The 13242-nt window shown below is 66.8% G+C and carries 11 protein-coding genes; 8 read left to right on the forward strand and 3 right to left on the reverse strand.

Translation table 11 applies throughout. The features are described 5' to 3' along the window. Positions 1-123 precede the first annotated feature (123 nt). Positions 124-1083 (forward strand): iron-siderophore ABC transporter substrate-binding protein, encoded by a 960-nt coding sequence (locus Q7514_RS09080; RefSeq protein ID WP_330132913.1) that lies wholly within the window; start codon positions 124-126, stop codon positions 1081-1083. A 52-nt stretch (positions 1084-1135) separates the two neighbouring features. On the opposite strand, the gene Q7514_RS09085 is transcribed toward Q7514_RS09080, so the two are convergent. Then, the gene (locus Q7514_RS09085; protein WP_330132914.1) at positions 1136-1786 is read right to left on the reverse strand and encodes an ACT domain-containing protein; all 651 of its coding nucleotides are present in this window, start codon (positions 1784-1786) and stop codon (positions 1136-1138) included. Positions 1787-2134: 348 nt separating this feature from the next. On the opposite strand from Q7514_RS09085, the gene gatC reads away from it, so the two are divergent. Further along, the gene (gene gatC / locus Q7514_RS09090; protein WP_330132915.1) at positions 2135-2434 is read left to right on the forward strand and encodes an Asp-tRNA(Asn)/Glu-tRNA(Gln) amidotransferase subunit GatC; all 300 of its coding nucleotides are present in this window, start codon (positions 2135-2137) and stop codon (positions 2432-2434) included. Then, positions 2431-3906, forward strand: a complete 1476-nt coding sequence (gatA, locus tag Q7514_RS09095) for an Asp-tRNA(Asn)/Glu-tRNA(Gln) amidotransferase subunit GatA (RefSeq protein WP_330132916.1) — start codon at positions 2431-2433, stop codon at positions 3904-3906. Before gatC ends, gatA begins: the two co-directional genes overlap by 4 nt. Positions 3907-3982: 76 nt before the next feature. Here the strand turns inward: gatA and Q7514_RS09100 are convergent, their stop codons facing one another. Continuing rightward, complete coding sequence (locus Q7514_RS09100; RefSeq protein ID WP_330132917.1) at positions 3983-5389, reverse strand: alpha/beta-hydrolase family protein; 1407 nt, start codon at positions 5387-5389, stop codon at positions 3983-3985. After that, positions 5386-6129: a hypothetical protein gene (locus Q7514_RS09105; protein WP_330132918.1), complete on the reverse strand. Its 744-nt coding sequence runs from the start codon at positions 6127-6129 to the stop codon at positions 5386-5388. Before Q7514_RS09105 ends, Q7514_RS09100 begins: the two co-directional genes overlap by 4 nt. Before the next feature lie 152 nt (positions 6130-6281). Here Q7514_RS09105 and Q7514_RS09110 point away from each other — a divergent pair, with 152 nt between their 5' ends. From Q7514_RS09110 to Q7514_RS09130, 5 genes are all read left to right on the forward strand, one after another. After that, on the forward strand, positions 6282-7469 hold the full coding sequence (locus Q7514_RS09110; RefSeq protein ID WP_330133096.1) for a sensor histidine kinase: 1188 nt from the start codon (positions 6282-6284) through the stop codon (positions 7467-7469). Between the two features lie 187 nt (positions 7470-7656). Beyond that, on the forward strand, positions 7657-8802 hold the full coding sequence (locus tag Q7514_RS09115) for a carboxylate-amine ligase (protein WP_330132919.1): 1146 nt from the start codon (positions 7657-7659) through the stop codon (positions 8800-8802). Between the two features lie 99 nt (positions 8803-8901). Further along, entirely contained in the window at positions 8902-11241 is a 2340-nt protein-coding gene (locus Q7514_RS09120) for a glutamate--cysteine ligase (protein ID WP_330132920.1), read from the forward strand. A gap of 84 nt (positions 11242-11325) precedes the next feature. Further along, on the forward strand, positions 11326-12021 hold the full coding sequence (locus tag Q7514_RS09125; RefSeq protein ID WP_330132921.1) for a response regulator transcription factor: 696 nt from the start codon (positions 11326-11328) through the stop codon (positions 12019-12021). 170 nt (positions 12022-12191) lie between these two features. Continuing rightward, entirely contained in the window at positions 12192-13223 is a 1032-nt protein-coding gene (locus tag Q7514_RS09130; RefSeq protein WP_330132922.1) for a 6-phosphofructokinase, read from the forward strand. The last annotated feature ends 19 nt before the right edge of the window (positions 13224-13242 follow it).

Consider the following 13242-nt stretch of genomic DNA (forward strand, 5'->3'; position numbering starts at 1 on the left):
ACTGCCGGCAGGGTCGGAGCTGCCTGCCGGCACGTCGGTCGATGCCAGGTAAGGTCATCCTTCATTCTGGCGAAAGGGTAATCCATGTTCCGACTTCGACATCGGGCCCGTGTCGTGCTTGCAATGGGCGCACTCGTGATTGCCGCGAACGTGACGGCCTGTAGTAGCGACGGCAGCGAGGACACAACAGCATCGGCGGGAGGTGACGCGGCGTTTCCGGTGTCGATCGAGCATGTCCACGGCACCACGACGATCACCGAGAAGCCCGAACGCATCGTCACGCTCGGTGTGACCGATGCCGACGTCGTACTCGCCCTCGGGGTGGCTCCGGTGGGGAATACAGGCTATACGTTCTACGAGACCGGACTCGGTCCATGGACCGAAGAGTTGGTCGGCGACGCCGAGCTCACCCGCATCGACTCTGATTCGGAACCGAATCTCGAGCAGATCGCCGGTCTGGTCCCCGATCTCATCATCGGGATATCAGCCGGATACGACGAGGCCGTGTACGACAAGCTGAGTGAGATCGCGCCGACTGTCTCACGACCGGACGGTTTCGCCGCCTACACCGTCGATCGCGAAGTCGCGACCGAGACGATCGCCACCGCCTTGGGCGAAAGCGAACGCGGTGCAGAACTGAACCTGCAGACCGCCGATCGCATCACCGCGACCGTCGAGACCCATCCCGAGTTCGCCGGCAAGACCGGCGTGGCAGTGCTGCCATACGACAATCAGTATGGCGCGTTCCTGCCCGGAGATGCCCGCGGTGCCTTTCTCACCTCGCTCGGCTTCCGGATTCCTGACGCGATCACCAGCCAGGACACCGGCGACAGCTTCTTCGTCGGCGTATCCAAGGAGAATGTGAGCATGCTCGACGGTGACCTGATCCTCGTGCTCGGGGACGACCAGACCACCGACATTGCCGCCGATAACCCCCTGGTCGAGAATTTGAACGCGGCGCAGAACGATGCAATTATCGCCACCACACTCGACCAGCGCGGCGCGATCACCTACAACTCCGTGCTGTCGATCCCATACGCGATCGACAGTCTGGTGCCGCGCCTGTCCGACGCGCTCGCCTGAATCGAGGCACGGTGTCGGTTCGGGTATCACCTGTGCGGTCGAGACCTATCCGCTAGCCGAGCACCGTGCCGATGATTCCCGCGAGATAGCCCATTCGCGCAACCTCGGACGGCCGGAACTCCGGACCACCCGGCCTGCCCAGCATCAGCACACGGTCCGGTCTGCCCAGTGGTGCCGCAGCAAGCATCGTGTCCATGTCGCGCCACAGTTGGGGCACCCAGCCGGCTTCGTGGTCGAGCAGCGTCGGTTTCTCGAGGGGCATCCACGGAGTGTCGGCCGGCCGTGTTTCCGGGGCTCCGGGACTTCCCACGATTCGATACGAGCCCTGCGGGCCGATCCCGACCACAGTCGCCCAGCTCACACGCAGGACTCGGGGGGCGCCGTCCACAAGGACCTGGAGGCGGTCATCGCGCGCTGCCGACACCTGATCGATGAGTTCGAGCTCGCGATGGGTGTCGAGAATGCCTGCGTAGGGACGGATCGAGTCGACCGTGACGCCGTCGAGTGCCTCGGCTGCCGTGATCAGGGTGTCGGGGAGTTTGCCCGGTTCGACGTCGACGACGAGGTCGTCGATCGCGAAGCCGGCACCTCGATCGACAACGTCGAGCGACAGGATGTCCGCGCCGACCGAGCCCAGAGCCAACGCGAGCGCGCCGAGACTACCGGGCCGGTCGGGAAGCTGGACACGCAGCAGGTACGACACGTGCGTCCTTTCCCACATACCTCGCCGACGCGTGAACACCCGCCGGCCCAGGGGTGCAGGTCGCGTCCACTACAGCAGCAATCAGAACCCCCGGCGTCGTCCATCTTTTCACCCTCGAGGCGTGCATAGGGACGCCCGGCAGGGGAATCGCCACATCGCGGAAGAAAAACGCCCGGTCATCGGTGTCGTCTTCACACGAACGCAACAAGGGTTTCTCGCGTACGCAATGCAGCGGGCCGGTACGTGTACCGGCCGAACCGAGTACACGGCCGCGACGGTGGGGCATTACCCTGGACAGGACGTTCGAACGCCAGATGATCCATCACCACTGGAAAGGGGCCACCTACGGTGCCTGCCATTTCCCGTGACGAGGTTGCGCACCTCGCCCGGTTGTCCCGCCTTGCGCTGACCGACGCGGAACTCGACGAGTTCTCCGGCCAGCTCGATTCCATCCTCAGCCATGTCAAGGCGGTGTCCGAGGTGGCCGCGGACGACGTGGCACCCATGGCGAACCCGAATGCCGTCACCAACGTCACCCGCCCCGACGTCGTGGTGCCCGGGCTCACTCCGGACGAGGCGCTCTCCGGTGCACCCGCCGTCGAGGAAGGACGCTTCGCCGTTCCGCAGATCCTGGGGGAGGGCGAATGAGCACCGATCTCACCAAGCTCGACGCCGCGACGCTCGCGTCCCGCATCCACGCCGGCGAGGTCTCCTCGGTGGAGGTCACGAAGGCACATCTCGACCGTATCGTCGAGGTCGACGGTGAATACAATGCGTTCCTGCACGTCGGATCCGAGCAGGCACTCGCCGCCGCAGCCGACGTCGATCGTGCGGTTGCAGCCGGTGAGAAGCCGGCATCTGCTCTGTCGGGTGTCCCGCTCGCACTCAAGGACGTGTTCACCACTACCGACATGCCCACAACCTGCGGGTCGAAAATCCTCGAGGGCTGGGTGTCGCCGTACGACGCGACACTCACCACGAAGCTTCGCCAGGCCGGTATCCCGATTCTCGGCAAGACCAACATGGACGAGTTCGCGATGGGTTCGTCCACCGAGAACTCCGCGTACGGACCCACCCGTAACCCGTGGGACACCACCCGAATTCCCGGCGGGTCGGGTGGCGGTTCCGCTGCTGCACTCGCGTCGTACCAGGCACCGCTTGCGATCGGCACCGACACCGGTGGTTCGATCCGCCAGCCTGCGGCCGTGACCGCGACGGTCGGCACGAAGCCCACCTATGGCACGGTGTCCCGGTTCGGTCTCGTCGCCTGCGCATCGTCGCTCGATCAGGGCGGCCCGTGCGGACGCACCGTGCTCGACACCGCGCTGCTGCACGAGGTGATCGCCGGACATGATCCCCGCGACAGCACTTCGGTCGACGCCGTGGTCCGTCCCGTGGTCGAGGCCGCACGACAGGGCGCGGCCGGCGATCTGAAGGGCGTCAAGGTCGGTGTGGTCAAGGAATTGCACTCCGACAGCTACCAGGCCGGCGTGATCGCGTCATTCGACGCGGCCGTGGAAGTCCTCACGAAGCTCGGTGCCGAGGTCGTCGAGGTTTCGTGCCCGAACTTCGAATACGCGCTCGCGTCCTACTATCTGATCCTGCCATCGGAGGTGTCGTCAAACCTCGCTCGCTTCGACGCCATGCGGTATGGCATGCGCGTCGACGACGGGTCGATGAGCGCCGAGCAGGTCATGGCCGCGACCCGCGCCGCCGGTTTCGGCAAGGAAGTCAAGCGCCGCATCATGATCGGCACCTACGCTCTCTCGTCGGGCTACTACGACGCCTACTACGGCCAGGCGCTCAAGGTGCGTTCGCTCATCGCACAGGACTTCGACAACGCCTACGAGCAGGTCGACGTCCTGGTGTCGCCCACGAGCCCGTTCACTCCGTGGAAGCTCGGCGAGAAGGTCGACGACCCGCTCGCGATGTACCTGTCGGACCTGTGCACACTCCCCACGAACCTCGCGGGGCACTGCGCGATGTCGGTGCCGTCGGGTCTGTCCGCCGACGACGGGCTTCCCGTGGGCCTGCAGATCATGGCTCCGGCACTCGCCGACGAGCGCCTCTACCGCGTCGGCGCTGCATTCGAGACGGCACGCGGACCGATCGTGGCCTGATCACCGACCGACCGACCGGACCGGCCGGCCGGTGTCATGGGCGCACGATCGAGCTTCCCGTTCGCATCGACGCGGCCTACGACACCGCCGGTTCGCACTGCGCCTGCTCAGGCCCATACCGATGCCCATGACCCGCGGCCGAGTCGAGTGAGGTGAACAAGTCGACGGTGGTCTGCAGGAATCCCACCACCGGCAACCACGTCGGTACGGGCGCGTCCTGCACCGCACGCGACAAGTCCGGCGGTGACCACAACAGCGACGGCTGCCACCACACGACAGGATCCGACGTGTTCGCCGACACCGTCGCTCCGTCGGTGCGCACCGATCCGGCCGGCGGACCCGCCCACAGCGCGTCGCAAGGACCCGGTTGGATGTCGTCGAACGCGGCGCTGCCACCGATCGAACCGAGGCTCTGTCCGTATACGTGCAGGTCGGGACGCTGACCGGGAGGCATGGTGGCGATATGCGTGCGCACGGCCGAGACGAGCGCCCGAGCGGACCGGGAGGCTGCGTCGCGATCGAATACGAACGTGACCCAGCTCGGTGTGTCCGAGTACTGCTGCGCCGCGATGGCGACGTCGTCGCCCCAGCGGTCCTCGAATCCCTGCACGGCATTGGCGTCGACCCACCCCGACCCGGTGGGAATCGCGACGACAAGGTGCTCCCGTTCGAACCCGCCGGTGCGTTCGAGTTCGCGGACCGCGAGCGCCGCGCGAGACTGATCGTCCGCGGCTGCAGCCAACCCTACGTAGACCCGCACGGGCGATCCCGAGGATTCGATGGAGACGAAACGTCGTCCCTGTGTGCCGAGACTGTTCCAGTTCACCAGTGAGATGGGGGAGCCGGACATACCGGGGGCGAGCGTGGCCACCGGGGTCGATGCCGATGCCGATGCCGTATCCGGCGACGGCGAGGCAATCGAGGTAGCTCCCCACCCGAGGAGGATTGTTACCGCCGCTAGTGTCGCGACCGAGCGTGCACGACCGGCCATCCGGATCAGGGCACGGATGCCCGCGGCGCCTCCCACGAGAACGGTTGCAGTTACGACGGTTCCGGCGAGCACCTCGAGCCAGTAGCGGAATCCGATCGGCGGCACATCCATGGCAGCACGAAGTGCGTTCTGCCAGTGATGCGCCCACGTCGCACTCACTGCAACCATGGCAGCTGCAACCGCTGCCGCAAGCCAGCCTGCCTCGGCCTCGCACGGACCGTACCGCGCTCGAACCCGATGCGGCACAACACGTCGACCCAGCGCCATGAGTGCCAGTGCGACCGCGATGAGGACCCCGGTGAGGACCCCCTGGGTCAGGGAGGCTCTCGGTAGCAGGGAGGGTGCGAGGGAGACGACAGCCGCGAGTGTCGCGGCCGCAGTGGAGCCGAGACGGGGGCCGAAGGCTTTGTGGGGGAGCAGGATGCGAGAGTGCGGAGAATCCTCGTTCGGGGTACCCGACGCCGGTGCGGGATGGACCAGGTCGATCGTCATCGGTTCGTCCTCCTCAGGAAGGTGCTGCCGGCGACGACCGCCGCGCCGGCCGCAGCCAGATAGGGCATCGGAGATTCCGATTCAGGAAGGCGGTAACCCTGGCGCCACGAGTTGATCTGCACCGCCGCAGAGGCGATACCCGCCATCACGTCGCACCCGGGTTCCACCCCGGCAGTGACATCACCCGTCGCGTCGCTCGCCTCGGCAGTGACATCACCCGTCGCGTCGCTCGCCTCGGCAGTGACATCACCCGTCGCGTCGCTCGCCTCGGCAGTGACATCACCCGTCGCGTCGCTCGCCTCGGTCGTGCACGCGGCGTTGAGGTTCCGTTGCAGGTGCGCATCGAGGTCGCGCCGGGCCTGCGGCCCGAGCTCCCCGCCGGTGTCGCGCGCATACCGGAGTAGGTCGTACCCGAGATCGTGGCTACGGCACGCGGGTTCGAAGACCGAGGGGAGGGCGACGGGTGACGAGCAGTCACCGTCCGGGTCGGTGAGTACACCCTTGGTGGTGTTGCCCGGTTCGATCAACGGTTGGTACCCCATCACCGCGGCGAAGCCGTCCGGGAACGCCGCGAGCGCGCCGGCGGTATCGTCGGCGATCAATGCGGTGACGGTGGCCGCAACTGCCGGATCCTCGGTGGTTGCGGTACTCGCGGGAGACGCGGCGCCGACGCAGAGGGCAGCTCCGGCGCCGAGCAGTACGGCGGTCGCCACGCGGCGTATTGCGGGTCGGTTGATCATGGTTCAGACGCTATGAACGGCACCCACTCCGCCGGATCACGCGCCGGAGTGGTTCCGTGGGGGCGATCTCGGACCGGAGAGTGGCAGCGAACTCACTCTCAGGTATGAGGACAGTCGAGAGACAGGCTCCTAGCGTGGTGGGTGTGAAACCGATGATGCGTGCCGGAATGACCGCCGCAGTGAAGAGCTCCGCGAAACAGGGGCGCGGTAGGTGGCCGACGGTTGTCGCCGTGGTCGTGATGTTGATCCTGTATTCGGTGGCCTGGCCGACGTTGCAGCTCACACATGACGTGTCGCCGCCGCTGATGCCGCTCGTCGCGGGTTTCGCGGTCTTCCCGTTCGTACTCGTGCTCAGTCGCCCGGCGTTGGGCTGGGCCGTCACCGCGCTCGCTGCGCTGGTGATCCCGTTGGCCTTCGACCGGGTCGGGGACTACACCTATCCCTGGCAGGTCGTGCACATCATCGTGATCCTGTCGCTTGTGCTCGCGGTGGCCATCATCGAAGAGATCCGCGTGGTGCTGGTGGTGTGGATCGCGACGGTGCTGCTGTTCTTCGTATACCTTCCGGGCGACGACGGGTGGGGCTGGATGGTGGGCCTCACCGCGATCGTGGTCTTCGGTCTGCTGGTGCGCTGGCTGGTGATCTCGCGGCGGCAATTGGCCCACGAGGAGGAGATCAGCGAACTCGAGCGCGCCCGTCGCGCTGTACTCGAGGAGAAGGCGCGCATCGCTCGGGACCTCCACGACATCGTCGCCCACCACATGTCGATGGTCGTCGTGCAGGCACAGAGCGCCCCCTACCGGCTGACCGACGTCTCCGACGAGGTACGTGCCGAATTCGACTCCCTCGGCGCGACCGCCCGCGAAGCACTCAACGAGGTGCGCAGCCTGCTCGGGGTGCTGCGCAGTGACGGTTACACCCCGGAGAACGAACCGCAACCCGGCGTCGAGCGAATCGGAGAACTGCTTGCCGCGTCGCAACGTGCAGGTGTGCGGCTGAACACCGAGATCACCGGTGAGCCGGTGGGCGTCAGCGGCGGTGTGGGTCTGGCGGTGTACCGGATCCTCCAGGAATCGTTGACCAACAGTGCTCGGCATGCTCCGGGTGCAGCGGTCGACGTCCGCATCCGATGGAGCCCTGGCACAGTGGAGATGGCCGTGACCAACGGTCCGCGTACGGAGGCTGTGTCGGCGATGGTGCCGTCGGATCGGAACGGGGGCAGTGGCATCAGGGGTATGGGGGAGCGCGCAGCAACGGTCGGTGGCCGGCTCGTTGCGCATCCGCGGCCCGACGGTGGATTCGAGGTACACGCGGTGCTGCCGACGGTCGTCGCCGTATGACCTGTCTGCCGTCCTACCCGAACCGCTGCTCTATTTGATGACGGTCGTTCCCGCTGCGGGACGACGGCTTCGGCATCCACGTGTGCGACGCGAGGTGTAGGATACCTCCGAGCTGGGTACCTGCACCAGGTGCGACGTCGCCGGGTTTCGCGACGCCGCAGGCCAGGTGCGGGGAGTGGGAGGCGAGATGTCCACCACGGACGAGCTGTGCACCGTGGGAGTCGAGGAGGAGTTCTTGCTCGTCGACGCCGAGACAGGGGCACCGACCGTCAACAATGCCGTCGTGGTCGCGGAAGCTGCGAAGCACGGACTGGAACTGCAGTACGAACTCGACCGCTGCCAGGTAGAAACGGCCTCGGAGGTCTGTTCCGACGACGAACAGCTCCGCGTCGATCTTGCTACCACCCGATCGATTGCTGCCGACGCTGCACGCCGGCACGGATCACGGTTGCTCGCCGTCGGAGTCCCGGTCCTCGGCTGGCGGGAATTGCCGGTCACTGCGAAACCTCGGTACCTGCGGATGGAGCGCGAGTTCGGGCTCATTGCACGCGAGCAGGGTATATGTGGATGCCATGTCCACGTGGGCGTGCCCGACCGGGAGACGGCGATCCAGGTGAGCAACCACCTGCGTCCATGGCTTCCCACACTGCTTGCGTTGTCGGCCAACTCACCGATCCATCGCGATATCGATACCGGATATGCGAGCTGGCGAACACTGCTCTGGTCCCGGTGGCCCAGTGCCGGACCGCCGCCTTATTTCGAGTCGGCCCAGCACTTCGACCGAACCGTCGAGGCCATGCAGGAGACCGGAAGCATGCTCGACGACGGCATGGTCTATTGGGATGTACGTCCCTCGGCGACGTTCCCCACAGTGGAGGTGCGCGTCTGCGACGTCCCTGCCACCGTGGCCGAATCGGTGCTGCTCGCGAGCCTCATACGGGCCCTTGTTCTCACCGCCCTGCGCGATCTCGACCGCGGACACACAGCGTTCCCGGTGTCACCCGAACTCCTGCGCGCTGCGTACTGGCGGGGCGCACACGACGGTCTCGACGGCGACGGGATCGCGCTACCGAGGTCGGAGCGTCAACCCATCGCGCGCCGGCTCGAATCATTGGTAGCGCATGTAAGCCCGGCGCTCGAAGACCTCGGATCCCACCGTCTCGTCACCGATGGGATCCGTTCGGTGATGTGTTCCGGGAACGGGGCGATGCGTCAGCGCCGCGTCATCGCTGCCGGTGGCGACGTACAGGATGTGGTCGCCGAACTCACCGCCTCGACCGTGTCCGGATGTGGCGCCGTGAAGGAACCGGGCGACCCTTGCTCCACGGGGTAGCCGATACGACTCGACCCGGCACGTGCAGTAGGCGACCTGCGCGGTCCCACAAGGACGAGATCTCGCCCCGGCCGCCCATCTGCGGTCTACGCTCAGAGGGTGCCAGGTCACAGCCCTCGGAAGGTGGGGGTCGAGGAGGAGTTCCACCTCGTCGACCTGAAAACCCGCCGCCGGGCCTCTCGCGCGCCGGAACTGTTGGTGCGGTTACCGGACGAGGTCCGAGTCGGCGAGTTGCAGCGGTGCGTGGTCGAGGTGAACAGCGGTGTATACACCGACCTCGCCGAACTGCGGTCCGACCTGGATCGGCACCGGAAACTGCTCGCTGCTGCAGGCAGCGCCCTCGGGGTAGGTGTGGTGGCCGCGGGCGCAGTGCCCCTTGCTCTGCCCACCGAGATGGAGGTGGCCGGCTCGCCGCGCTCTCAGCGCATGCTCGCCGATTACCAACAGCTCGCACGGGAACAATTGACCTGCGGTGCACAGGTGCACGTCGACCTCGAGAATCGGGACGACGCCGTGCGGGTCGCGACACGTATCGCGCCGTACCTACCGGTCCTGCTGGCCCTGAGCGCCAGTTCGCCGTTCAGCGCCGACGGTGCGGACAGCGGCTACGCAAGCGTCAGGTCGTTGCTGTGGCGGCGCTGGCCCAGCAGCGGTCCGGCAGCCCCCGCTTCCTCGTCGGCCGAGTACGACTCGATGGTCGACGATCTCGTATCGAGTGGCGTGATCGCCGATCCAGGGATGGCGTACTTCGACGTACGTCCGTCGGTGAAGTCGCCGACCCTGGAATTGCGTGTGTGCGACAGCTGCCCACAACTCGACACGGTGCTTCTCGTCGCGGCACTTTTCCGGGCCCTCGTCGAACGAGAGGTGACCGGTCTGCATACCGGAACGGAGGGAGTCGAGATCGCGCCGACCCTCACCCGCGCGGCGCTCTGGAGGGCCGGGCGGTCAGGGCTCGAAGCGGATCTGGTCGACGTGACGGTCCCCGAACCGCGCCCGGCCGCGGACATCGTCGATCACCTCGTGCGCTCACTGCGACCCCAGCTCGAGGATGCAGGTGACTGGGCACTCGTCTCGGAACTTGCCGCAGACGCGATGGCGCGTGGCACCTCGGCGGCGCGGCAGCGCCGTGCACTGGACCGACGAGGACGCTTACCGGATGTGGTCGATCTGCTGCTTGCTGAGACCGTCGGCCACGAAACGTCTCTGTCCGACACCGAGAGGATGATTCGGACGGGCAGTCGGCGCGTCACCGGGCAGCAGCATCGAAATCGCCACGGGCGGCCACCACATCCGATCGGTCCGCCCTCGATCGACGAGCAGCAACTGATCGCCTGGCGCCGGGATCTCCATGCGAATCCGGAGCTGTCCTTCGAAGAACACCGCACCACCGACGTGGTGCGTCGACATCTGATCGGCCTCGGGCTGGCACCCGTCATACTGGCCGGTGGCACCGGCCTGTGGTGCGACGTCGGGCCGCCGACGGGCGAAGCGGTGGCGTTGCGCGCCGACCTCGATGCGCTTCCGATCGCCGAGGCCACCGGCCTGCCCTACGCGTCCACCTTCCCCGGGGTTTCCCACGCCTGCGGCCACGATGCGCACACCACGATGCTCATGGGCGCGGCGACGGTACTCGCGGCGACGACGCCACCGCACCGGGTGCGACTGATCTTTCAGCCCGGAGAGGAAACCAGCCCGGGCGGTTCGCTCAACGCCATCGAGTCCGGAGCACTCGAAGGGGTGTCGAGGATCTTCGCTCTGCACTGCGATCCGCAACTCGAGGTGGGCTCGCTCGCTACGCGCACCGGACCGATCACGTCCTCCAGCGCATCAGTGACCGTGCGTCTGTGGTCGGCGGGCGGCCACACCGCGCGGCCGCACCTGACCGGCGATCTGATTCACGCGACCGCGGTGCTGGTCACCGGGTTGGCCTCGGTACTGGACCGGCGCATCGACGCCCGTACCGCGACGGTACTGACCTGGGGCAAGGTGGACGCGGGGAAGGTCGGCAACTCCGTTCCCGAGGCCGGCGAACTGGTGGGGACTCTACGTAGTGCGTCCCGGGAGACGTGGGCGACCCTCGAGCCGATGGTGGAGCGCACGATCGGTGAACTGCTCGCACCGTACGACGTGCGGTACGAACTCGCGTACCAGCAGGGCGTTCCACCCGTCGTCAACGACCAGGACTGCTCGGCAGAGTTGCGGGAGGCCATCGCGTCGGCGGTAGGACTCGACAACCTGGCCGAGGCCCAGCAATCCAGCGGCGGCGAGGATTTCGCGTGGTACCTCGAACATGTGCCGGGAGCGTTGGGGCGGCTCGGCGTGTGGGACGGCACGAACGACCCACACGAGCTGCACCAGCCGGATTTCGATCTCGACGAGCGTGCCCTCCTGCACGGCGTTCGCACTTTCGTTGCGCTCGCCCGCGGGAACGGGTGAGTGCGAGAGCCGCTCGGTTCCGGACCTCACACTCGCTGGGGCTGCAACAAGATCAACTCGCGAGTGCGGTACTAGGCTGTGGCCGTGACCGAGCCGACCTCCCTCGCCCCAGCGTCCGCACCCACCACGGTGTTCATAGCCGACGACCAGGCCATGGTGCGGCAGGGCTTCGGCGCGCTGCTCGCGGCGCAGCATGACATCAGTGTCGTCGGCGATGCCCCCGACGGGCGCATCGCGGTGACGGAAGTCGCACGGCTGCGCCCCGACGTCGTGCTGATGGACGTGCGGATGCCCGAGATGAACGGTCTCGACGCGGCGCGTCAGATCCTCGCGGACACTCGCGAGCCGAAGACCCGGGTGCTCATGCTCACGACCTTCGACCTCGACGAGTACGTCTACGAAGCGCTGGGCATGGGTGCGAGCGGGTTCATGCTCAAGGACGCACCGGCCGACGAACTCGTTCGCGCCGTTCGCGTGGTCGCCGAGGGACAGGCGCTGCTCGCGCCGACGGTCACCCGCAGATTGATCGCCGACGTCACCAGTCGGCGTGCGCCTGCGCGTGGTCGCGCCCGTGCGCTCGACGTCCTGACCCCGCGCGAACTCGAGGTTCTCGAACTCATCGCACACGGCCTGTCGAATCAGGAGATCGCCGCGAAACTCTTCGTCGCCGAACAGACGGTGAAGACGCATGTCGGAAAGGTGCTCGGCAAACTGCACCTCCGCGACAGGGCGCAGGCCGTGGTCCTCGCATACGAATCCGGCGTCGTCACCCCGGGCTGAACCTTCCCGCGCGGTCGTCGGCTTCCCACATCGGCAGCAGACGAGCTGCTGATGTGGGAAGCCGGCAGGGTCGCGGGAACTGTGGTGATGTCCGATCGACATGCCGTAGGTGCCCTCAGCGGGCAGGATGTCGAGACGGCACGATTCGACGCGGCGGAAGGTTTCGGCGGATGACCAGGATCGGCATTCTCACCAGCGGCGGCGATTGCCCCGGACTCAATGCGGTGATCCGCGGGGCGGTCCTCAAGGGAACCGAGGTGCACGCCCAGGAGTTCGTCGGATTTCTCGACGGCTGGCGAGGGCTGGTGGACGGTGACGTGATCCCCTTGGATCGCAGCCGGGTTCGGGGTCTCGCCCAGCAGGGCGGCACCATCTTGGGTACGAGCCGATTCGGCCCGTATCAGGGGCCCGACGGAGGAGCACAGAACATCCAGGCCACACTCGACCGGCTCGGGATCGACGCCGTCGTCGCGATCGGTGGTGAGGGGACGGCCTCCGCATCGAAACGTCTGTTCGAGGAAGGCATCAGGATCGTCGGCGTCCCCAAGACCATCGACAACGACCTCAGCCGGACCGACTACACATTCGGCTTCGACACGGCCGTCGAGATCGCCACGGTCGCGATCGACCGTCTCCGCACCACCGGCAATTCCCACAAGCGCTGCATGGTGCTCGAAGTGATGGGACGGCACGCCGGATGGATCGCACTGCACTCGGGGACCGCGGGAGGAGCACACGCCATCCTCATCCCTGAGCAACCCGAGAGCCTCGAGCAGATCTGCGAATGGGTCACCAGCGTGCGCGATCGAGGGCGCGCACCGATGGTCGTGGTCGCCGAAGGCTTCACCCTGCCCGAGATGACGGAGGCCCATTCCACGAAGGGTCTCGACGGATTCGACCGGCCCCGCCTGGGGGGGATCGCCGAGGTGCTCGCACCGCTCATCGAAGAGCTCACCGGGATCGAGACACGTGCGACGGTGCTCGGGCACATCCAACGTGGTGGTGTCCCGACCGCGTTCGACCGCGTCCTCGCCACGAGGCTCGGGATGGCCGTCACCGACCTGGTGGCAGACGAGGAATGGGGACACATGGTTGCCCTGCACGGAACCGACATCGCCCGGGTCGGATTCGAGGAGGCGCTCGCCGACCCCAAGTACGTGCCGGACGAGCGCTACCAGGAGATGCGGGTCATCTTCGGGTGATACCGGTCGGCGTCTAAAA

The organism is Rhodococcus artemisiae, from assembly GCF_036327795.1.
Classification (GTDB): Bacteria; Actinomycetota; Actinomycetes; order Mycobacteriales; family Mycobacteriaceae; genus Rhodococcus; species Rhodococcus artemisiae.